16 protein-coding genes and 1 pseudogene are annotated in these 22603 nt (G+C 61.2%); 2 read left to right on the top strand and 15 right to left on the bottom strand.

Going from position 1 to position 22603, the window contains the following annotated elements; translation table 11 throughout:
- Positions 1–310: 310 nt before the first annotated feature.
- Positions 311–2218, top strand: coding sequence for a propionyl-CoA synthetase (locus tag NKI20_RS24220; protein WP_352727329.1), 1908 nt, complete (start codon positions 311–313; stop codon positions 2216–2218).
- Between the two features lie 193 nt (positions 2219–2411).
- Here NKI20_RS24220 and NKI20_RS24215 read toward each other — a convergent pair whose 3' ends face one another.
- The 6 genes from NKI20_RS24215 to NKI20_RS24190 all read right to left on the bottom strand — a co-directional run bounded on the left by NKI20_RS24215 (position 2412) and on the right by NKI20_RS24190 (position 10106).
- Complete coding sequence (locus NKI20_RS24215; protein WP_352608188.1) at positions 2412–4799, bottom strand: polysaccharide biosynthesis tyrosine autokinase; 2388 nt, start codon at positions 4797–4799, stop codon at positions 2412–2414.
- A 238-nt stretch (positions 4800–5037) separates the two neighbouring features.
- Positions 5038–5934, bottom strand: coding sequence for a UTP--glucose-1-phosphate uridylyltransferase (locus NKI20_RS24210; protein ID WP_352608186.1), 897 nt, complete (start codon positions 5932–5934; stop codon positions 5038–5040).
- A gap of 73 nt (positions 5935–6007) precedes the next feature.
- The gene (locus NKI20_RS24205; RefSeq protein WP_352835027.1) at positions 6008–6958 is read right to left on the bottom strand and encodes a glycosyltransferase family 2 protein; all 951 of its coding nucleotides are present in this window, start codon (positions 6956–6958) and stop codon (positions 6008–6010) included.
- Positions 6948–7898, bottom strand: a complete 951-nt coding sequence (locus tag NKI20_RS24200; RefSeq protein ID WP_352835024.1) for a glycosyltransferase family 2 protein — start codon at positions 7896–7898, stop codon at positions 6948–6950. The genes NKI20_RS24205 and NKI20_RS24200 overlap by 11 nt, the downstream gene beginning before the upstream one ends.
- A complete protein-coding gene (locus tag NKI20_RS24195) occupies positions 7898–8893 on the bottom strand; it encodes a glycosyltransferase family 2 protein (protein ID WP_352835021.1) in 996 nt (331 codons plus the stop codon). Before NKI20_RS24195 ends, NKI20_RS24200 begins: the two co-directional genes overlap by 1 nt.
- Before the next feature lie 40 nt (positions 8894–8933).
- Positions 8934–10106 carry a glycosyltransferase gene (locus tag NKI20_RS24190; protein WP_352835018.1) on the bottom strand — a complete coding sequence of 391 codons (1173 nt, stop codon included), beginning with the start codon at positions 10104–10106 and terminating at the stop codon, positions 8934–8936.
- A gap of 292 nt (positions 10107–10398) precedes the next feature.
- On the opposite strand from NKI20_RS24190, the pseudogene NKI20_RS24185 reads away from it, so the two are divergent.
- A pseudogene (locus tag NKI20_RS24185) lies at positions 10399–11448 on the top strand (polysaccharide pyruvyl transferase family protein); the annotation flags it as partial.
- A 225-nt stretch (positions 11449–11673) separates the two neighbouring features.
- On the opposite strand, the gene NKI20_RS24180 reads toward NKI20_RS24185, so the two are convergent.
- From NKI20_RS24180 to NKI20_RS24140, 9 genes are all read right to left on the bottom strand, one after another.
- Positions 11674–13140, bottom strand: a complete 1467-nt coding sequence (locus tag NKI20_RS24180) for a lipopolysaccharide biosynthesis protein (RefSeq protein WP_352835015.1) — start codon at positions 13138–13140, stop codon at positions 11674–11676.
- A complete protein-coding gene (locus NKI20_RS24175; protein WP_352835012.1) occupies positions 13137–14306 on the bottom strand; it encodes a glycosyltransferase in 1170 nt (389 codons plus the stop codon). The genes NKI20_RS24180 and NKI20_RS24175 overlap by 4 nt, the downstream gene beginning before the upstream one ends.
- Before the next feature lie 294 nt (positions 14307–14600).
- Entirely contained in the window at positions 14601–15851 is a 1251-nt protein-coding gene (locus NKI20_RS24170) for a glycosyltransferase (RefSeq protein WP_352835008.1), read from the bottom strand.
- A gap of 240 nt (positions 15852–16091) precedes the next feature.
- Positions 16092–17171 carry a glycosyltransferase gene (locus NKI20_RS24165; protein ID WP_023761504.1) on the bottom strand — a complete coding sequence of 360 codons (1080 nt, stop codon included), beginning with the start codon at positions 17169–17171 and terminating at the stop codon, positions 16092–16094.
- Positions 17172–17202: 31 nt separating this feature from the next.
- The gene (locus tag NKI20_RS24160) at positions 17203–18534 is read right to left on the bottom strand and encodes a UDP-glucose dehydrogenase family protein (protein ID WP_023761503.1); all 1332 of its coding nucleotides are present in this window, start codon (positions 18532–18534) and stop codon (positions 17203–17205) included.
- A 67-nt stretch (positions 18535–18601) separates the two neighbouring features.
- Positions 18602–19465, bottom strand: a complete 864-nt coding sequence (exoK, locus tag NKI20_RS24155; protein WP_352835004.1) for an endo-1,3-1,4-beta-glycanase ExoK — start codon at positions 19463–19465, stop codon at positions 18602–18604.
- A 151-nt stretch (positions 19466–19616) separates the two neighbouring features.
- Complete coding sequence (locus NKI20_RS24150; protein WP_352835001.1) at positions 19617–20012, bottom strand: hypothetical protein; 396 nt, start codon at positions 20010–20012, stop codon at positions 19617–19619.
- Between the two features lie 290 nt (positions 20013–20302).
- Positions 20303–21325 carry a glycosyltransferase gene (locus NKI20_RS24145; RefSeq protein WP_352608165.1) on the bottom strand — a complete coding sequence of 341 codons (1023 nt, stop codon included), beginning with the start codon at positions 21323–21325 and terminating at the stop codon, positions 20303–20305.
- Positions 21326–21938: 613 nt separating this feature from the next.
- Positions 21939–22211: an exopolysaccharide production repressor protein gene (locus NKI20_RS24140; RefSeq protein WP_352834998.1), complete on the bottom strand. Its 273-nt coding sequence runs from the start codon at positions 22209–22211 to the stop codon at positions 21939–21941.
- Positions 22212–22603 lie beyond the last annotated feature (392 nt).

Below are 22603 nucleotides of genomic sequence, written 5' to 3'. Positions count from 1 at the left end.
CTCCAACGAGCTTCGAACGTCACAGAAGAGCACTGGCGACAGCTATTCTGATTGCTGGCGGAATTGGCCTCATGCTTATGGCCTTGCCGATCTAGAACAACTTGCTTTCACCAAGCGGATTCCGCCTGTCAGGGCGCTCGATGCGTGTTGGCGCGGCTGACCGGTCACGGCAATGAGGCGGCGGTCGCGGCCTTGATAGCGCTTGCCCCTGGCGCCCAGCTCAAATGTCATAGCACAACAGCGTGCATTTGCGGCTAAGGATAGAGCGCGCTATCTGGAGAGTTGAAAATCATTCCTGGGGAGGAGCCGGATGACTTCACGCTATCACGAGGTCTATGAGGGCTGGAAACGCGACCCGGAACAATTCTGGGCGGATGCGGCCCGCGCCATCGACTGGTATTCGCCCTATGACAAGGTGTTCGATGCCGCTGCCGGCGTCTATGGCCGCTGGTTTACCGGCGCCACCTGCAACACCTGCTACAACGCCATCGACCGCCATGTGGCGGGCGGACGCGCCGACCAGATCGCGCTGATCCATGACAGCGCCATCACCGGTACGGTCAAGAAGTTCACCTATGCCGAACTCAAGCGCGAGGTGGTCGCACTCACCTCGGTGCTGAAGAACCGCGACATCGGCAAGGGCGACCGCGTCATTATCTACATGCCGATGGTGGCGGAGGCGGCCATCGCCATGCTTGCCTGTGCCCGCATCGGCGCGGTGCATTCCGTGGTGTTCGGCGGCTTTGCCTCGCATGAGCTTGCCACCCGCATCGACGATGCCAGACCGAAGCTGATCATTTCCGCTTCCTGCGGCCTGGAGCCGGGTCGCGTCGTCGCCTACAAGCCGCTGCTCGACAAGGCGATAGAGATCTCCCGCCACAAGCCGGACGCCTGCCTGATCCTGCAGCGCGACCAGCTGCGCTGCGACCTCAAGGAGCATTTCGACATCGACTACGCCGATGCCGTCGCCCGCGAACGGGCAGCGGGCGCCAATGTCGATTGCGTGCCGGTGTTTGCCACCGACCCGCTCTACATCATCTACACATCGGGCACGACCGGCCAGCCCAAGGGCATCGTGCGCGACAATGGCGGTCACATGGTCGCTCTGAAATGGACGATGGAGAACGAGTTCGGCGTCAAGCCGGGCGAGGTGTTCTGGGCAGCATCCGATGTCGGCTGGGTAGTCGGGCATTCCTACATCGTCTACGGGCCGCTGCTGCATGGCTGCACCAGCATCCTGTTCGAGGGCAAGCCTGTCGGCACGCCCGATGCCGGCACCTACTGGCGCGTGATATCGGAATATGGCGTCGTCGCACTTTTCACTGCGCCGACCGCATTCCGCGCCATCAAGGGGCAGGATCCGAAGGGCGAGTTCATTGCTAAATACGATTTGTCGAAATTCCGCACGCTGTTCCTTGCCGGCGAGCGCGCCGACCCGGAAACCATCAAATGGGCGGAGCAGAAGCTGAACGTGCCGGTCATCGACCATTGGTGGCAGACCGAGACCGGCTCACCGATGACGATCAATCCCGCCGGCCTTGGCCTGCTGCCGGTGAAATACGGCTCGCCGGGCGTGCCTATGCCGGGCTACGACATTCGCGTGCTCGACGATGCGGGCCACGAGGTGCCGCGCGGCACACTGGGCAATGTGGTGGTCAAGCTGCCGCTGCCAGCCGGCTGCCTGCCGACGCTGTGGAACGCCGATCAACGCTTCCGCCAAGCCTATCTCGACGAGTTCCCTGGCTTCTACAAGACCGCGGATGCCGGCATGGTCGACGAGGACGGCTATCTCTACGTCATGGCCCGCACCGACGACATCATCAATGTCGCCGGCCACCGGCTGTCGACCGGCGCCATGGAGGAGGTGCTTTCGGCCCATCCCGATGTCGCCGAATGCGCGGTCATCGGCATTGCCGATGCGATGAAGGGGCAGATTCCGCTCGGCTTTGTGGTGCTGAATGCGGGCGTGACGCGCGATATCGGCCTGATCGAAGGTGAAGTGGTCGGCCTGGTGCGCGAACGCATCGGCCCGGTCGCCGCCTTCAAGACGGTGGTGACGATCAAGCGCCTGCCCAAGACGCGCTCGGGCAAGATCCTGCGCGGCACCATGCAAAAGATCGCCGACAAGGAAGAATGGACGATGCCGGCGACGATCGACGATCCGGTCATTCTCGACGAGATCTCCGCCGCCCTGAAGGCGCGCGGGATCGGCCTTTGAGCCGCTGAAGCGGTTTTACCTGTCGGCGCGGCTTTTCCGGATCGGCGGGCAGTCTTTTATTGTTCACGGAGAATGCACTCTACACGATCCACGACGTCGTCGGCGCGGCGATGCTTGGGTGGCGATCGTCCGCGCCGGAGCGTCCAGTCACGATGAACGGAACGCGGCCGGCTTTGTCCTGGCAGCGGTCAAATCAGACCGGTGCCTTGCCGCGCACCTCCGACTTTTCCAGATAGTAAGTCGAGTATTTGTCGAAGAATTTCTCCGAGCCGCCGAACGACCCGTATTTGGCCAGCTTCTTCAGATCGACCTTGTTCAGCACCGCGCCGACGATCTTGTTGGCTACGTAGGGTTCGGATTCCAGCATAGACCTGACCATTGCGCGCGGCGTGCTCCCCCATTCGGTGACGAGCACAAAACCGTCGACCAGCGGCGCGAAGGCCTTGGCATCGACCACAGGTCCGAGCGGCGGCAGATCGACGACTATGTATTCGAATGTCTCCTTGGCGTTCTCGACAAAACGCCGCATGCCCGCCGAAGAGAGAAGTTCGCTCGTATGTGAGAAGTTGCCGCGCAGCGCTGCCGGGATGATCGCCAGCTTCGTCTGCCTGTCGATCTTGCCGACGGACTGCCAGGTCAGGCCGTTGACCACCGCCTCCATCAAGCCCTGCTCGGCTTCCATGCCAAGGCCCCGGCTGAGGCCGGGATTGCGCATGTCACCGTCGATCAGCAAGGTCTTGGCACCGTTGGTGGCAAGCAGGCCGGCGAGATTGGCCGCGACCGTCGACTTGCCCTCGCCGGGGAGCACCGAGATGATGCCGATGACGCGGCTGCCTTGCCCTTCCAATACGACGTCGAAGGCGATCTTGGCGCTGCGCAGCGTCTCGGAGAACATCGAGGCAGGCGAATCGATGCTGACCCGCATGCGCGCCCGTTTTTCCGCAGCCGACAGCGATTTGGCGGTCTTGGCATCCACCTGGGTCTCGCCCGGCTTTTCCTCCTTGCCGAGTTTGCCGCCGATCATCGGCAGATAGCCGAGGAATTTCAGACCGACGCGGTCGCGTACATCCTCGCCGGTCCTGAAGAACCGTTCGTTGAACTCGTTCAGGCCTCCGAAGCCGGCGCCCATCAGCATGCCAAGAACCAGCGAAAGGCCAAGCACGACAATTGTGCGCGGGCTTGACGCGCTAAGCGGCATCGAAGCGTCCGAGATGATGCGGATCTTGCCGACCGGGAAGGATTGCTGCTGCGCGGCTTCCTCATAACGGCCGAGGAATGTCTGATAGAGCGTGGTGAGCGCCGTCGCCTGCTGATCGAGTTCACGCAGCTTGACTTGCGTCTGGTTGTCGACGGAGCTCTTGCCTTGTGCGGCCGCTACGTTGGCCCTGAGCGCGGTCTCGCGGGTCTGCGCCACCTCATATTCGTTGCGATAGCTTTCGGTCAGCTGCTTCAGTTCGCCGAAAATCTGGGTCGAGATGTCGGCCTTCTCTTTGGCGAGTGCAACCGCCTGTGGATGCTCGGGACCGAAATTCGCCTCGACGTCCTGCAGCCGCTTGGACACCGCCAGGTAGCGGGTCTTGAGCGCCGCGATGACCGAACTGCTCGGCTGGTCGCTCGATATGGCGGCATCCTTGAAGGCGTTGTCGGAACCGCTGTCGACAATCGCCTTGTACTGCTGGTAGCGGGCGCTGGCGCGCGCGGTGTCGGCCTGCGCCACGATGAGCTGCGCATTGAGATCGGAGAGCTGCTTGTCGCTCATCAGCTGGCCATCGCTGTTGGCGGCGAGCCCGTGTTCGGCCCTGAATTTCTCAACGGCGAGCGAGGCTGCCTGGGAACTCTGGCGCAGTTCCGTCAGCCGACCCTGCAGCCAGACCGCCGCCCGCTCGGTGGCGTCGAAGCTGGCATCGAGCTGATCGGCGAGATAGGCATCGGCATAGGCTTTGGTGACCGCGTTTGCGAGGGTCGGATCCGTCGCCTGATAACCTAGCGTGATCACGAAGCTTCGCCCGACGCGCTCCGCCTGCACCTCGCTTTGCAGCTTGAGGATTGCGTAGTCGCGACGCGACGTCGCCATCAGCGCGTCGCGGGCGGCGGGGTCGAGCTTGCTGATGTCGCCAACACCCGGCATGGAAGGGCTGGGGCGGACATACTGGATCACGCTTCGGACGAAACCGACGCCCGTCGCCAGAGCCGATACGGGCGGATTCATGAACGCATCATTCTGGTCGAGCTTCAGCTTGTCGACGACGACCGAAGCAAGCCGCGTCGAGGTCAGGATTTCGATCTGGCTCAGGATGGCGGAATCGGTCTGCATGGTTGTCGACGCGGCCGAAATGTCGTCGACAATCTTGTTCAAGCCCTCGTCGATCAGCACGCTCGCGTACGACTGATATTTGGGCGGCGTCGTCTGCAAATAGAGCACGCCCAGGAAAAGGCCAATGACAGCGCACACGGCAACCACCTTGGCCTGCCGCGCAGCCATGCCAAGCAGCCGCTCGATATCGATGAAGTCTTCGCCGTCTCCTGCGTCGGAATTCGGCAATGGCATCCTCTTGTCGAGAGGAAAGTTGGCATAGTTCATCTTCGGTCCAATTCTAGAGCCGGTCCCATTCCGATTGATCGCAATGGGCTCTATCTCACTATTTGAACATGATCTTTTCCGGAAACCGGGACCCACTTTCCGGGATCATGCTTTGGCTTGCAGGCGCCGCCAGGATCGGGAGTGTTTGCGCAAAAGCGACGCAAACTTCGTGCCAGACAGCGCGGGGCCTATAGCCCCGCGCCATCCACCATCTGAAAATGCTCCCAAAACATGGGCATTATGCGGCTTCTTCCTGACGTTCATGCGACCGGACGAACTCCTGAAGCATCTCGAAAACCGGGCCCTTCATGTCGTCGCGCGCGAGCGCGAAGGCGATGTTGGCCTGGATGAACCCTTCCTTGGAACCGCAGTCGAACATGCGACCCTTGAAAGGCTGGGCGAAGAACGGCTGATCCTTTGATAGACGCACCATGGCGTCCGTCAGCTGGATCTCGTTGCCGGCGCCGCGCTGCTGATTGCCCAGAAGCGCGAAGATCTCGGGCTGCAGGACGTAGCGGCCGTTGATGTAGAAATTCGACGGCGCGTTGGCTGGCGCCGGCTTTTCGACCATCGCCGTCACCTCGAAGCCACTGCCGATCTCGGCGCCGCGGCCAACGATGCCGTATTTGTTGGTCTCGGTCGGTTCGCAACGCTCGACGGCGATGACATTGCCGCCGGTGCGTTCATATAGGTCGACGGTTTCGGCGAGGCATCCGCGCCCGCCAAAGGAGACCATGTCCGGCAGCAGCAAGGCGAAGGGCTCGTTGCCGATGACTTCGCGCGCGCACCAGACGGCATGGCCGAGCCCTTGCGGCGATTGCTGGCGGATGAAGCTGGTGGCGCCGGCCACCGGCAAGAGGCTTTCCAGCGACTGCAACTGCGTCTTCTTGCCGGTCTGTTCCAGGGTTCCGATCAGTTCCGGATGGAGGTCGAAATAGTCCTCGATTACCGCCTTGTTGCGACCGGTCACGAACACGATGTGCTCGATGCCGGCCTCGAAGGCCTCGTCCACCGCATATTGCACGACTGGTCTATCAACGACAGGAAGCATTTCCTTCGGCATCGATTTGGTCGCCGGCAGGAACCGTGTTCCAAGCCCCGCCACCGGTATGACGGCCTTCCTGATTTTCTTCATCGCAAATTCCTTCTGAGGAGATCGACTTCAGTCCATTCACAGGCCACGAAAAACTCTCCATGTGCCTGCATCTTCACCTGCCCACCCCAACGGCAAACTGCGCCGCCATTCTTCGCAACCGCACGGCGATCGGCATGCCCATATGCCTGACCGCCGCCGGGTCGCCGAGTGCTGTCAGGATCGCCTTGAATGGCGACCGCGCCTTGATGTGCTGAACCATCGACAGGAATGAGGCGGCCGTGCGCAGGCTGCGGCCGCGCCGGGCGAACGCGGCCCGCGCGGCGTCATCCATCTGATGGGTTTGAGCGAACACCGCATCTGCCCTGTGCATGGCTTCGATATGGTGAAGCTCGAGCACACGGGAGATGGAGCCGCTGCGGATATGATAGGCATAGCCGATATCAGGTTCGACGACGCATTTGCCGCCCATGGCCAAGGCGTTGGCCAGGAGGATGTAGTCTTCTCCGATGATCAGTTTTTCATCGTAGCGAAGCCCGTTCTCGTTCAGGAACTCGCGCTGGAAGATCGGCTTGAGATAGCCGAGATTGAACTTCGATTCGAAGAGGATGTTGCCGGCGATGTAAGTGGCCAGCGAAATTTCCCGCAAGCCTTCCAGATAGTGCCGCGGGAACATCGCGGCCTCGATGATACCGTCCTCGCGAATGACCTGGAGGTTGTCGACGGCAATCTGGGCGCCTGCACTCTCGGCACGCGCGATCATGGCGGCGAGCCGATTGGGAAAGACGGCGTCGTCGGAATCGAGAACCGCGATCCACCTTCCTCGGGCGGCGTCGAGGCCAGCATTCCTGGCCCCGCCAGGGCCGCGATTGCTGGCCAGAGCGACGACGCGGACGATATCCTGCGGATAGGCCCGCGCCACATCGAGCGTCGCGTCGCTCGACTTGTCGTCGACAACGATGATTTCGACGCGGACGTTGTTCTGGGCGATGGCGCTGGCGATCGCCCGGTCGAGGGTCGCCTCGGCGTTGAAGGCGGCAATCACGAAGCTCACATCAGGCTGCACGCTTGCCTCCCTCCTGTGGCGAAGGCTGGCCGTAGAGCCGGATTTCGCGAATGCCGACCAGACCACTGACGACGCCGACATGCATAATGCCGCGCAGCACGCTTCGGTTCCTTCGAACCGGACTGATGAGGACCGGAAGCGCCGAGGCGAAGCAATAGATGGCCTTCGCCGACGCCAGGCCGACCTGCTTGACCAGGCCGATGCCGCGCGCGTTGCGCCCCAGAAGATGGCCATGCGTCTGCCCGACGCGGAAGCGGCGGCGGCCGAGCCAGTCGAATGCCGCCCTTGTGCGCGGCACTACCTCGTCGACCCAGGCTTCCGGCGCAAAAGCGATGCGGCCGCCGGACTTGTGCATCTGGTCGAAGAACTCGGTGTCCTCGCCGCCGGTCTGGCCGCGCGCCAGGCTGAAGCGGCGGCCGCGCAGGCTCCCAGATCCCATCCGGAGCAGGACGTTGCAGGTGTAGCCGGTCTGGATCTCGCCGCGCACCCAGACGGGCAAGGTCGAATGGAAATCGCCGCGCCGCATCCAGTCCGGCGCATCCGGGCGATAGTGCGCCCTGACCGGGCCGAGCACAGCGGCAGCATCGCTTGCTTCAGCCATGGCGACCAGTTCGGCGAGCCATGCGGGCGTAGCCGTCTCGTCGTCATCGATGAAGGCGACGAAATCCGCAGTGCTGGCATCGAGGCAGGCGTTGCGGGCGATCGAAATGTTGCGCGCCGGAGCATGCTGATAGCGGATCGGCACCGTCAATTCCCGCGACAGCGCCGTCACCAGGTCGCGGGCGGTCGGGGTGTCGTCATTGTCGGCGACGACGATGCCTACATCGAACCCTTCAGGCATGTCCATGGCGTCGAGCGAGCGTAGCGTGTCGGCCAGTTCCGGCCGGCGGAACGTGCAGACGCCGACGTCAATGCTGCGCTTCTTGGCCTGCGCCGCCATCACGCCGCCTCGCGCCGCGACCCGAGGCCGAGAAGCTGCAGCCAGAAGCCGACCGACCAGCCAAGATGCATGACCATCGCCGAAACGCCGGCAAGCGCGATATCGGCATTGCGCTGGCGGATGGCCGTCGACAGGCCATAGAAGAGGCATACCGAAGCCCAGACCAGCAGCGGCACCGCCGCCAGCCAATACACAAATGAGAAGGCGGCCAACAGCACGACCGGAAACACCAACAGCGGCACCATCTGCCGAACCTTGGGGATGACGCGGTGCTTGAGGACGTTCTTGGCGCGGCCGCGGCCGTAGCCGAGATACTGGAAATAGAGGCCGCTGAGCGAGGAGCGTGGATAGTAGACCATCTGCGTCTTGCCGCTCATCCAGATCTTGTAGCCGGCTTGTCTCAGCCGGTAATCGAGCTCCGCGTCCTCATTGTGACTGAACGTCTCGTCATAACCGCCGACTGCCTCGAAGGCCGATATCCGCATCAGTGCGTGATGGCCGTGGTCGATCCACTCTCCCCCCGAAAGGTGCCGATGCTTCGAGCCGCCGGTGCCGAGCTTGGAATTCTGTGCCGCGGCGGCGGCCTTCTGCACGGTGCCGCTGCCGCTGGTCAGCATCGAAACGACAACCGAATCCGCCCCGGTGGCCAATGCCTCCTCGACCAGACGGTCGCAATAGTCGTCGGGATAGCCACCATGCGCATCGATGCGGATCAGATAGTCGGCCCCCTCGCCGAACGTGCCGACGGCGAGATTGATCGCCGCGCTCTGGATGCGCCGCCTATTGTTAAGCAGGACAACGCGCTGGTCCTGCGCAACGATATCCTTGACGATGGCCAGCGTGCCGTCGGTGCTGCCGCCGTCGGCGACAATGATCCGGGCGTCAAGCCTGGCTGCCGCGGGTCGCAATTGATCGAGCAGCGCGCCGATATGGGCGGCTTCGTTCAGACACGGGATAACGATCAGGCTGGATGAGGGTTTTTCAGTCTGCGTCATCAACCTCTGTCCATCCTGCCACTGTCCATATCTGCCCATCCTATGCCAATGCCTCGGCGGCAAAGGAGCCGGGCACGGCGGTCAGGCTGCGCAGCCGCTCGACGAGCGCCCGGCAATCGCTGCGATCGTAGCTCCAGGTCCTCGGGTTGCGGGCAAGAACACGCCCTTTCAGCCTGGCAAAGCGATGCTCCTCCATCTTGCCGAGTTCGGCTTCGAGCGCTTCGGGCGACGCCTGCGGCAACAACACACCGATATCCTGCTGTTTTAGGAACCGCCCGGTCTCGGTGTTGCCCATCGAGATCGGCACCGCGCCAAAACGGCAGCCCTCATAGAGCCGGTTTGGCAGAAGCCATTCGGAGTTCTGCCCGGCTTCGAAGAAATCGATTGCCCAGGAAAAATGGACTTCCTTGTAGATCGCCGCCATGTCCTCCGGGTTGCGGTAGGGCCCGCGAAACGACAGCCACGGCTCGGCTTCGACGAAGCCATGGAAATCCGGGAATTCGGACAAAGCCGGGCGGCCGCGCAGCACGACCTCGAAGCGTCCCTCCATTCGGCGGGAGAAATCGGCCAGCAACTCAAGCGAACGGCGGCAGCGCAAGGCGCCGAACCAGCCGATCCGCCACGGCGGGCCGGGCGGGCTCTCAACCGCTTCAGCATCGCCAGGCAAGACCGCCGCGATCTCGAAATACTTGTTTTCGACCAGCTCGATGGGTGCCGCGACCTGACCGAACGGCTTGAAGTAATTGACTATGAAGGCCGGCGAACTGGTCACCAGCAGCTTCACGTCCCTTGCCAGAAAGCGTTCGGTGGCGCGCAGCGCCTTGCCCAGGGCATCGTTGCGCAGCACCAGGCGATGAATATCGAGGCACTCGTATACGATCGGAACCGACGCACCTAAGGCTGACCTGGCGCGGCGGGCGAGCGCCAGCATTTCCAGGTTGCGCGCGATGATGAGATCTGGCCTCGGCACTCCGGCAAGCTTCGAGCCCATCGATAGTGTCGCCTTGGCGATCGCCGCGAGGCGCTGGCCGAATCGCCCGTCACGCGTCGCGCCAAGGTCGATCGGCCGCAATCCCTCGACATCCGCAATCGGATTCGTGGTGCGACGGAAGCCGGCCAAGGTGACCTGGGCCCCACCTGCCCTGAGCATCGTAATCCTTCGGCGCACTGCCGGGTCGGAAACGTCGTGCACAAGGTACAAGACATGCAGCATGAAAACTCGACCGCTGTTGGCCCACCCATAGGAATCCTAGTACAGGTCTTGCTGCATCGCAACATTTTTGGTGCAACGATCCACCTTTTCTGTTGCACTGCAAAATTGAGGCGTTAATCTCGGGCTAGCTTTTAGCGCCACTCGGACCGTGCGGTTGGTCACCTGGTGCGGCGCCCTAAATCGTGACGCGGAGCGCATCGGGATCGTCCTGGCGTGCAGCATTTTTCGGTCACCCCCGTCTTAAGCACCGCTGGCCTGGCCGCGGAACCTGCTGACGATATGAGGTAATTCCATGAAGATCGTGGTCGAAAACACAGTCTGCCTGAACACCGGGGATGCAGCTATTTTGCTAGCGATCCGGCACATCCTAAAGGCAGTCGCCCGAACTGACCTGCAATTCTTCATCTTCGACAGCCAGCCCGAGGTCGCGGCGAGGCTCTACCCGCAAAGGGATTATCCGGACCTTGAATTTCACAAGCTGCTGTCGGAGTCCCTTTTCCGGTATAAGAATGGCGATGGACTGAAGAACTGGATCAAGCCGATCTACAACAAAATTGTCCTTCAGGCCCTGCGGTGGTTCGGGAGCAGCGCGATTGGCACTTTCTTCAGCCGGAGTGACCGTCGCAGCCTCGATATCTACACTGGCGCCGATCTCGTGGTCACGACAGGCGGGACCTATCTCGTCGAGAACTACAATCTCGAAAGACGTCTCAATCAGTTCCGGCTTGATGCCGTGCTCGGCAAGGATCCGGTCTTCTTCACGCAATCCCTCGGCCCGTTCAATAAAAGTTACAACCGCCAGGAACTGAGCCCGATCTTCGACCGCAGCCCGCTCATCCTGCTGCGTGACGAACGGTCCAGAAACCATATCCAGGATCTGGTGAAGGATTTCGGCAAATGCCACGTGGTGGCCGATGCCGTCTTCGCCCTTGCCGATACCGACAGGATCGAGAAAATTCTAGCCTCCGGTCAGCCGCCGGCGCCGACGGGCCGTGTCGCCATTTCCGTCCGCCACTGGAATTACGTCAGCGATGGCGAAGGCGGCATGCGCCGCTATCTCGATTCGATCCGCGAGATCGCGTCGATTCTCGTCAGGGACCACGGCAAGGAGGTGACGTTCGTCTCCACGTGTCAGGGGGTGCCGGAATACGCGCATGACGATTCCAAGACCGCGCGGGCGATCGTCGCCGAACTCGATCCGGAGATCGCCAAACATGTGACCGTAGATGCTGCGTTTCACACGCCGGAACAGTTGATGGCGCTGGTGAAAGGCTTCGACTTCGTGGTCGCCACGCGTATGCACATGATGATCATGTCGCTTTGTGTCGGCACGCCGGTGCTGCCAATCGCCTATGAGTTCAAGACCAAGGAAGTGGCCAAACGGATCGGTGTCGCCGACGTGCTGCTCGACATCGACACAGTGACGTCAGAGGAAGCGAGTGAAAAGCTCGGCAGATTTGCAGCAAACCTCAACCTCTATCGCCAGACCAGCCTTCAGGCCGTGCTTGAGGAGCATGCCTCGGCGATGTCGGCCACAAACCTGCTGGCACCGTTGATCGACGGTCACTCAGCGGATGTTGCGCGCGGCATTGGACAGGGTGGTGAACAACGCGCGGCGCGACTGGGCGACCGAAAGCATGAGAATGAGACCGATCCCGTAATTGAGAGCAATCGCGAGAAAGACCGCGAGCAGGTCTGACTGTCCGGTCAGCGACGCCGGCAACCACGAGTACGCGTGCCAGGCGAGCAGGGACGAGGCAATGAAAAGCCCCTGCATGACCAGAAAGTCGGCGGCTGTGACGGGACCGACTCGATGGACCAGCACGGCAAGCACGGGAACGCGCAGCACGTAACCGCTGATGGCATAGGCCGCGGCAACGCCGACGGCACCCCAGTGCAGGCCGACGATGAAGGCGGCTACGGTCGTCAGTGACGAATAGATGCCCCAGTGGAACATGGTCTTCGTCTTGCCCTGACAGATGAATATCCAGCCTGTGGTGCTTGAAACGGACTGGACCAGGCTAGCGATGCCCAGCCAGGCGAAAATCGGCGCCACCGGCGCCCAACCCTGGCCAAAGAGAAGCGCCACGACCTGATCGGAGGTCATCGTCAGCGCCGCGATGCCGGGCATGGTAACGGCAGCCAGCATCCAGTTGGTCCGCACGTAAATGTCGCGAAATCGAGCCTTGTCCTCATGGATGCGGCTTAGCAGAGGCACCATCACGCGCGTCAGCGGCTGGTTGATGTTCTGCAGCGGGAACAACAGGAGCTTATAGGCGCGGTCGTAATAGCCGAGCTCGATCGCGCCGGAATATTTTCCGATGAGAATGTTGTCGAGATTGCGCGAGAAGAAGTTGGCAAGATTGAAGCCCGTCAGATTGGCGCCGAACGACAATATGTCGGCATCGACTTTCAAATCCGGGCGTAGCGGCTTCCACCGCGCCACGCGCCACGCGGCCGCCAACGCGACAACCGCTGAAACAGCCGGGCCGATGACCAGCGACCAGTAGCCAAGCCCCGCATAGGCCGCGACCGCAGCGGCCAGAAGTCCGGCGGCGGCGCTTATCACATCATTCACGGCGAGCTGGCCGAATTGCAGGTGGCGATTCATCAGTGCCAGCGGCACCGCGGCAAGACTGCCGAGGAGCAGCGGCAAGGCGGAGCCAAGAGTGATGCCGGACATGCGCTGATCGCCGTAGAAAGCGGCAATCGCAGGCGCCATGCCGGCCACTACCACGGTACTGCCCAGCCCGACGAGCGCACTGATCCAGAAAACCTGGTTGAGTTGCTGGTCGCTGATGTCCTTGCGCTGAACCACAGCCTGCTGGAGGCCCAGGTTTTGAAGCAAACCAACGAAGGCCACGATCGGCCCGACGGAAGCCACCAGGCCGAAATCCTCGGGAACGAGCAGACGGGCGAGCACGATGACGGAGAGAAACTGGATCGCCATCTTGAAGCCCTGCGCACCGATCGTTACCAACCCGCCACGAAGGGCGACACGACCGAAATGAGTGGGCGGTGGATTGACATTCATGAACCGACCCTCGTTTCGCCAAGCTGCTCGGCGATTTGTGCGAAACGTTCGTTCAGCACGTCTGCGTTGAAATCCGCCTCGATCTTCTTGCGCGCGGCGAGGGCAATTTGCTCGCAGGGCTTCGGATTCTCGGCGATCCAGGCAAGTTTGCGAGTCAGTGCCGCGATATCTCGCTCGGGAGCCAGAAAACCTGTCTTCTGATCCTCGATCAGTTCGGGAATCCCCGAGTGATATGTGCTGACCACCGTCAGGCCGGCGGCCATCGCCTCCATCAGAGAAACCGGGATACCTTCCAGATCGCCATCGCGCGCAGTGACGCTAGGCAGCAGGAACACATGGGCATCGCGCAGACGCTGCTTCACTTCGCTGTGCGGACGCGGGCCAAGAAAAGTCACCCTGTCGGCGATGCCGAGATTTGCGGCGATCCCCTTCAGCTCCTCCAGAAGTTCTCCGCCTCCGATCACCGAATAGACCCAATTGCGCCGCGGCAGGCTGGCGAGCGCGCGAAGCGCATATTCGATGCCCTTTTTTTCTGTCAGGCGGCAGACCGAGATGAAAGATAGCGTGGCTTGCTCCCATGAACGCCACCGATAGCCGATCTCGCTCGGCCGCACGCCCATATGGTGAACCATAACCTGCGTCGGCGATGCACCAACGTCGATCAAGGCATCGCGGAAAAACGCATTCACCGGCAGTTGAAGAGCGCCCTTCTCGAACACAATCGTGTAGCGCGAGAGTGTATCGTCATGCAGCGGCTCGCCGACATCGCGGCCATGAAATATCGTCATAAGGGGAGCGGAAATTCTGCCTCGTTTAATAGCGCGGGCCACGCGCATGCCGTTGTTGCCAAAATGGGCGACGATCACGTCGGCATTCTGCAACCTATGCGCATGAGCAATGTCGATGGCGGTCGAGAGTTTATCCCAGAACCTGCCAGACCACTTCCTGAGCAGCGGGCGATAGCGAGCTAGGCGACCCCACCAGCATACGACCTTTCCCGGCAGCGCGTGCCAGCGCGAATCGTCGATATTGGCGTCCTTGCCAAAGGACATCTCATTGCAGACGACTCCGACTTCCATGCCGCGCTCAAGGCACCCGGCTATCTGGTCGAGAACGAACGTCTCCGACAATGAGGGGAACTTGTCGACTACGAAGCAAATCTTCATCGGCAGGATGCATTCATGCGAATACCGATCAAGCAGCCCGTTGTGAACCGCCCCGCATGGGGACCGGCAGGGGACACGGAAACCTCGCAAGGTGGCTGCAGGTCAACCGCACTGGGAGCCGGTGCGCGCCCGACGACGGCCGGGCCGAAAACATCGTGCCCAAGGCACGAGACATGCAGCATAGAATTCTACCGCTGTTGGCCACCCGGGACGGACATTAGTACAGGCTTTGCTGCACTGCAACATTTTTGGTGCGGCGGAGCAAGATTTCCGGCAATTTGGCGTGTCTGCCGATCAACCACCAAGGCCCGCAGATGAAGGACTCGCCAGGACCTCGGCAGCGCCGGCATGCTTGCCGGGTTCAGGTGCAGAGGCCGGCGTGGCCAGTTGGGTAACCATTTGTGCAAAACGTTCATTCAGAACATCGGCGTTGAAGTCGTCCTCGACCTTGCGGCGCGCGGCAACTGCGATACGTCCGCAGTCCTGCGGATGTTCGGCTGCCCAAGCAAGCTTGGCGGCAAGCACTGAAACGTCTCGCTCGGGTGCAAGCAACCCTGTCTCCTGATCCTCGATGAGCTCGGGGATTCCCGAGTGATGCGTGCTGACCGCAATCAATCCGGCGGCCATGGCCTCCATGAGCGCGACCGGAATGCCTTCCATGTCCCCGTCGCTGGCGGTGACGCTTGGAAGCAAGAAGAGATGCGCCATGCGAAGCCGTCTCTTCACCTCCATGTGCGGGAGGCTGCCAAGGAATGTTACGCGACCCGCCAAGCCCAATTCCACAGCCAGCTTCTCCAAGCCAACCCGCAATGGACCGTCGCCGACAATATCGTAGCGCCAGTCTATCTCAGGATGGGACGCTGCTAGAGAGGCAAGGGCGCGCAAGGCGAACTCGACGCCTTTCTTCTCCACCAGGCGACAAACCGTAGTCACGATCAGCTGGGTGCCTTCCCACGATTCCCAGCGATAGCTGATTTCGCGGGGATCGATTCCCATGTGATGGACCGTTGTGCTTGCCTGAGACGCACCGGCTTCCAGCAACATCCTGCGGAAGAAATCGTTGACCGGCAGGTTCAAGCTGCCGTGCTTGATTAGCCCAGCGTATTGCGTCGCAAGCACTGCCTGTCGCGCGGGGATCGCGACATCCGCGCCGTGAAAGATGGTTATGATAGGCGGTTTGAGGGCCTTCCATTTCTTCAGCGCCGCCGCTCTTTCCCCGTTCTGTCCGAAGTGAGCGACAATCACGTCACAGTGGTTCAGGCGGCGTGCGAAAACCATATCAAGGGCGGTCGACGCCTTGTATCGCAGGCGCGGCGGCAGCCGGCGTACAAATTCGCTGATTCCAGCGGCCCATCTCCACCAATGTTGGGTTCTGGCGAGCAGCGTCGCCATCGGCTCCATTTGCCGGTCTATCCGATCGTCGCCTTTCGTCCTGTCGCAGACGACCTCAACATCGAAGCCCCGCGCCAGCAGCCCAGCCATCTGGTCCACGACGAAGGTTTCTGAAAGCAAAGGGAATTCGCCGACGACAAAGCCCACACGCATAGCCCGCCTGCAAGGTTGGGGCTTGCCCTAGACCCCAAGCGGTCCGCGTTGCGCCAGCCCTAATGTATGCGGACAGAATACACGTTGATTGCTGCATTGCCACAGGAATATTGCGCTGCAGCATTTGAATCGAACTGCCCGGCGGATGGCTGGACCTGGAACTGGCTCAGGGGCGTTTATGCGATTGCAGTCGCCTGGCAGCGTAGGGCGCCAGGTAAGTCGATTCCAACGTACCGCGTCTTAGGCAGCCCGCTCCAGGCCGACACGCCGAGCGCTGTCGAGAACGTCCATGAACGTAGCGAACTGACGGTCCGGGTTCATTTGCGGTCGCTCTGAAAACTGAGTCGCCGCCGCCGATAGACGCTTGTACTCGGCCTCGTCGCTCCACAGCCGTCTGACGGCCGAGACCCAGTCGGCAAGCGGTGCGTCGTAGTCCAGCACCACGCCGCCGGAGCCGATCGCTTCCGGCAGACCGCCGCGACGTGAGCCGACCACGGGAATGCCGCTGCAATGCGCTTCCGAGGCTACCCTGCCCCAGGCCTCTTCCCATTTGCTGGGTGCAAGCAGGATCTTCGTGCGGCCGTAGACCGTCTTCATGTCACTGGTGCGGCCTTCAAGCTTGACGTTTTGCAATGGAGAAATCGTCGCTTCGATCCGGGCCCGATGATCGTCATCGAGCTTCCAGCTTTCGACGAACAGGAATGGGATCTCAGGACAGGCGGCGGCAATGCGGACTGCAAGGTCGAAGCCTTTTTCCTCATAGGGATTGATGAGCGTGACAAATTCACCGGTCGTCGGTGTGCAGTAGAACGCGGGATTGATGGTCGGCGGAATGACCGTCGAATCGATATCGAATTTTGCCTTGTAGGTGCGCGCCGTGAACTCGGAATTGGCGATATAGAGCGCCGAATGCAGGTCGCGCAGGTCGCCGGCCAGTTCGCGGAATTCGACATTCCTCAGATAGACGACGACGGGCACGCCTTCGGCCTGCAGTGCCCTGCCGATCGGAACCGAGTTGTGGCATTGCACCACGGCGACATCCGGCCTCAGCTTTTCGACCGCAAAGCCGACCGCTTCCCAGGGAAACCATGCCCGCACCACCGGATAGCCCGGGAAAGTGTCGATGACGGCGCGCTGACGAAGGAGCTTCATCTTGGCGCGCGCCCTGAAGCCGAACATGCCGTCGCCGAACAGCGCCGCCAGAACGGAAGCATCATGACCGTTCTCGCGCAATTGTTCCACCAGATGGTGGGTGCTCGACTGCACGCCGCCGCTGAATTGCGGCGTGTAGCCGCTGCCGCCTGCAAACAGAACTTTCATGGACCTGGCTCCTTGTTGTGCCGCCCTCCCGTCACGCCGCCATTCTGCCGATCGAGTGATATTCGATGCCATGGCGGGCGATGACCTTGGGGTCATAGAGGTTGCGGCCGTCGAAGATGATCGGTGTGGTCAGTGCATCTCGCAGCGCGTCGAAGGACGGCGCGCGGAAACTCTTCCATTCGGTGGCGATCAGCAGCGCATCGGCGCCCCGCAGTGCCGCCTCCTTGGTGCCGCACAGAAGCAGGTCGTCGCGCAGCCCGTAGATGGCCTGGCATTCCTGCATCGCCTCGGGATCATAGGCTTGCACATTGGCGCCAGCCTTCCACAGCGCTTCCATCAGCGTGCGCGCCGGAGCCTCGCGCATATCGTCGGTGTCGGGCTTGAAGGCGAGACCCCACAGCGCAAAGGTCCTGCCCTTGAGGTTGCCCTTGAAATAGCGGTCCACCTTGTCGAAGAGAACCGATTTCTGTGCGTTGTTGCGCTCCTCGACCGCGCGCAGCAGCTTGGCATCGAACTGGACACCTTCGGCGGTCTTGATCAGCGCGCGCACGTCCTTTGGGAAGCAGGAGCCGCCATAACCAAGACCCGGATAGATGAAATGGTAGCCGATGCGCGGATCGCTGCCGATGCCCTTGCGGACCTCCTCGATGTCGGCGCCGAGCTGCTCGGCCAAATTGGCCATCTCGTTCATGAAGCTGATCTTGGTCGCCAGCATGCAATTGGCGGCATATTTGGTGAATTCGGCGCTGCGCACGTCCATCACGATCATCTTCTCGTGGTTGCGGTTGAACGGCGCGTAGAGTTCGCGCATCACCGCCTCGGTGTCCTCGCTGCCGGTGCCGACGATGATCCGATCCGGCTTCATGCAGTCGGCGACCGCGGACCCTTCCTTGAGGAATTCCGGGTTGGAAGCGACGTCGAAGGTCAGATCCTCGCGGCCTCGTTTCTTCAGCGTTTCGGCGATCCTGGCCTTGACCTTTTCGCAGGTGCCGACCGGCACCGTCGACTTGCCGACGACGATCTTGGATTTGTCCATCTCACGGCCGATGGTCTCGGCGACGGCCAGCACATATTTGAGGTCGGCCGAGCCGTCCTCGCCGGGCGGCGTGCCGACCGCGATCATCTGAATCTCGCCATGCCTGACGGCAGCGGCGGCATCGGTGGTGAACTTGATTCGGCCGGCGGCGTGGTTCTCCCTGACCAGGCTTTCCAGTCCAGGTTCGAAGATGGGAACCAGGCCCTGATTGAGCCGCTCGACCTTGGCGGCGTCTATGTCGACGCACACCACCTGGTGCCCGACCTCGGCAAGCACCGCCGCCTGTACGAGGCCAACATAGCCAATTCCAAACACCGTCAAATTCATTCGGTTTCGTTCCCATGCAAGGCAGCGGGCCGTTTTCGGCCCGGCCAGTTCAACACGACTTTCCCAACTACTTTACGCTGCATGCCAGCGATTCCGGAAATTGACAGGGTTCACCCTGGGCCGTGAATGCGACGCGGTCGATTTGCAGCGAAAGTTTGCGGCCCGGATCCGTGAAAGCGCCCATCCAGCCGGTCATCGTATCGCTGCCCCAGAAGCTGAAGAATATCTTCTGCGCATGGGTCGGCAATTTCGCCGGATCGGTGATGGTGTTGACCAGTTGACCGTTCACGTACCAACGCAAACTGTCCTTGTGCCAGACGAAGGCGTAATCGTTGAAAGCACTCTCGGTGCCACCCGGCACGTCGACCAGCTTCTCGTTCTTGCCCTTGCCCGCAATATAGGCGTTGACCTGCACCTTGGAAGTGTTCTTGGTCAGGACCTCGAAATCGATCTCATCCCAAGGCTGCTTGTCGGATGGACCGATATAGGAGAAGAACGCCGCATTGAGGCCGGAGCCGGTATCGGTCTTCATCCGCGCCTCATAAGTGCCATAGCCGAAGCGCTGCTTGGTCTGGACCTCGCCACAGGCAAACTCACGGTTTTTCAGTTGCTGCTTCTCGAAGCCCAGCGACAGCACCCCGTCCGAAAGGCTGACCTGTCGCTTCGACCAGGTGCAATTCTGATGGCTGCCATTGTTCCAGCCATCGGAAACATACCAGCGAGCACGATCGAAGCTTTTGAAATCGTCGACAAAGGACGGCGATGTCGGAATGTCCTGGGCATAGGAGGGGGTTACCAGGAAACTTCCAAGAGCAGCCAGCAGCAAGGCACTGAGCGAACGCAATCGCCGCCGGCTGGCTTGCGCGGTCCGCTGTGCGAGCGGCGGTGCGCCAAATGCTGTCGTGGACGTAGGTTTCGGAACCGAATTCATATCAAACTCACCTTTGCGCTGCACGTCCCCAACCCAAAGTAGACGTTCGAACCGCTCCTGAAACGGGCAACCTTGACCTGCTTTTGTGACCCTCCCGAATTGATTTTCCTGCCTTGCATCAAATCCGTTGAACAGTTTCGAGCCGCCACCATCAACCTCTGCTGGCGCCCGCGGCCTTGGCGAATTTGGCCGCTATTTCCGAACCGGCATTGTCATCGAAGACCATATGCAGCGAATGACGGAGCTCTTTCATCATGCCGTCCTGGCGCGACAGCGCCGCGATGCGGCGTTCGCAATTCAGGATCGACTGCGTCAGGGCGCTGACTTCCGAAGACCGTTTGTCGGAGGCGGAGCCGTTTTCCATCGCTTCGATCAGGAAGGCGGCATTGGTCGCCTTGGTCCGGTAGCGATTCTCAAGCCCGGCTTTCTCGGACTCGATCTCAGCCGCGATCTGCTCGAACAGCTTTGCCAGGCGATCAAGGCGCGAAACGTCGGTCTGCCGGTCGCGGGCCGGATCCCTTGATCTGAAACCGAATATCGAGGCCATGAACTCAGATTCCCGTCATCGCCGGCTCTTGGGCCGGGCTTCTGGCCGATCCCCGCAGCCGGGGCTCAGAAAACTCGTGTCGCATTGTCCTGCTCCAATCAAGGAGACATCACACCAATCCGATCGGGGGCCAGTTCGGCTGGTCATCCAATTTGCTGCACCGCACCATAGACTGCCATCGTCGGAGCCGACAGGCAACCACCCAATTCGTAAACTCATAAATCCGGCCGAAATGGTTTGCGTGATGAACGTGCCCTCGGTGAATAGATCGCGCCTGATCGGCGCCGCTGTCAACGTTGCTTGCCCATGCTGGTTCCGGCCATCAAAAAACGCAGCGGCGGCACGTGCTTCTGCCTGGACACGAGGCCAACACGGCGAAACAGCGCCTCAAGCTTGTCGGAAGCGACGCCCTGCACGATAGGAACGAGGTTGGATTGGCTTGATAAGGCGTAGGCAGCGGCCGATGCCAGCCCCCGCTCGGCCTTGACGTCGAGGAAATTGCGCAGCCGGTACTTGTCGCGCACGTGCCGCTCATGCCGCCGCAGCACCGCTTTCGAGCCTTCCGGCAGGGTGTCGATCGCCAGCAGCGCCAGGTCCGCATCGGCCAGACGCTTCAGATCCTGCGTCTTGTGGCGGCCGCTCAGCGAATCGGCGCGGACGATGGCGCCGTAGCCGCAGGAGCGAATGACCTTGAACCGCGCCCCACGGGCGACCGCGCGGGCGTAGAGTTCATAGTCCTCGCCCAGCCGCAGGCCCTCGTCGTAGCGCAAGCCATGGCGGTCGAGGAAGGCGCGGCTGATCACCGGCTTCAAAAAGCCCAGTTCACCCCTTTGCACGCGGCGTCTGGAGATGTTGCCTTCGACGAAGCGCTCGAAATCGAGGAATTCCGGATCGGCGGCAAACTGCGGCGCGACGATTTTCGTCGCATCGCCTGTCGCGTCATCCCTGATCAGCATGATGTTGTCTGCCGCGAAATCCCAATCGGCGCCGGCGAACAGGTTGCGAAATCGGCCTTCAAGGAAAAAATCGTCGGCATCGAGAATGCTGATGAACGGCGATTTCGAGCCGGCGATGGCTGCGTTGCGGGCAAAGGAGGGGCCGCGATTGATATCGAGGCGCATCACCTTGAGCCGCCCGCTACCATCGTCTGCGGATCGCGCGACATCAGCGGTGTCGTCGGTGGATGCGTCATCGACGACGACGACCTCCGCCACTTCCGCCTCACGCAACGCGGACGCGATAGCGACAGCGATCGTCGCTGCCGCGTTTCTTGCCGCGATGATCACGCAGACCTCGGATTTCGTCATCGACATGGATTTGCCTCTCGTACAGGTGATATCGCTTTGCCCTCGCCCCGTACTTGCCGTCGCCGCGAGTCATATGCTGTTCGCCGAGGAAGCGGACCAAGGCGTAGGCACGTCGCCGGAGTCGGCGTCCGGCCCGGCGAAAGCAGGCCTGCACACAGGCCACCTCGTCGTCACAGTCGGCGGCGCGCAATCCTTCGTATGAACCATCCGGCAAGGCCACTTTGGCGCACAGTCTCCCAAAGAAAGCGGTTGCGCGACGCGTATGCTGCGGTTGCGAAGCAAGCATCACCAAAAACCTCGATGCCGTAAAGCCCTTCCTTTTGCAGTGCGGAATTCTGCAGCCAGAGCGTTACCGAGATCGCCTGCCCTACGCACAAGGAATCGGCTCAAAAGATCTCGGGGTTTGGGCGTGGCTCACATTGGGTGACGCCGACAAACCTGCAATTGATCGACAGATGATAAACAGCCTTGACCCATAAAAAGGCTACCATGCGGCCGTATCGCCGAGGCCAAATATCAGCGGCTGAAGGAAAAAACGGCAGCCGGTCGTCGAGGATGCCGTCGGGGGAACAGCCGGAGAGCGAACCCGCCAACGTTGCGTAAGGCTGATAAGCCGCGTCTAGTGCAGGCCGCGCCTTGCGCTCAGTTTCTCGCCTTCGGCAACTTCGGGCGCATTCAGTTTTCGCCCAGCGTCACGAGCCATGTCGGCCGGCGTCGGCGGGCTCCTGGCGATCATAGCGTAGACGAGCACGAAGTAACCCGCCTGGATGACAACCGCGCAGATGATGACGCGCACCAGTATTGTGCCTATCGATGCGCCGCCCAGCCAGGACCAGCCGACCACGATAGCCAGAGCGAAAATCATCCCGAGGATGAATTTTGGAAGTGCCATACCCAACAGCCCATAAACCGGCTCGGGTACATATAACGTTTTGCCCCACCCGAGCGCCGTCCCTTGTCATGTGGGCTTGTTAAGGTCGCCCACTCTCGGCCGGTTGCTTCCGGCCTTTTCTACCTGTCGCCACTGTGACAGATATAATTTGCAATTCTATTAAGACGAGCAGTAGGCGGCAAGGGCAACTCCGGATATTTTTCATCGGGCTTTTGCGATCGACTCCGCCATGCTGCAACGCACGCAACGAGATTCAAGCCGATCTCCCGCCATCAGCATTTTTCAGTAGAATAGCCAATATTGAGTAGTATTTTAGATGGTTTTGTCCAAGCACCGCCTAACGCTAAAGCACTAACATGCGCCGCACCTTGGTCGGCAGGTAGGCTTGCCTA

It is taken from the genome of Mesorhizobium sp. M0830, from assembly GCF_040319965.1.
Lineage (GTDB): Bacteria > Pseudomonadota > Alphaproteobacteria > Rhizobiales > Rhizobiaceae > Mesorhizobium.
Note: the sequence above shows the minus strand (reverse complement) of the source record. Positions and strands in the feature narration are given on the sequence as shown.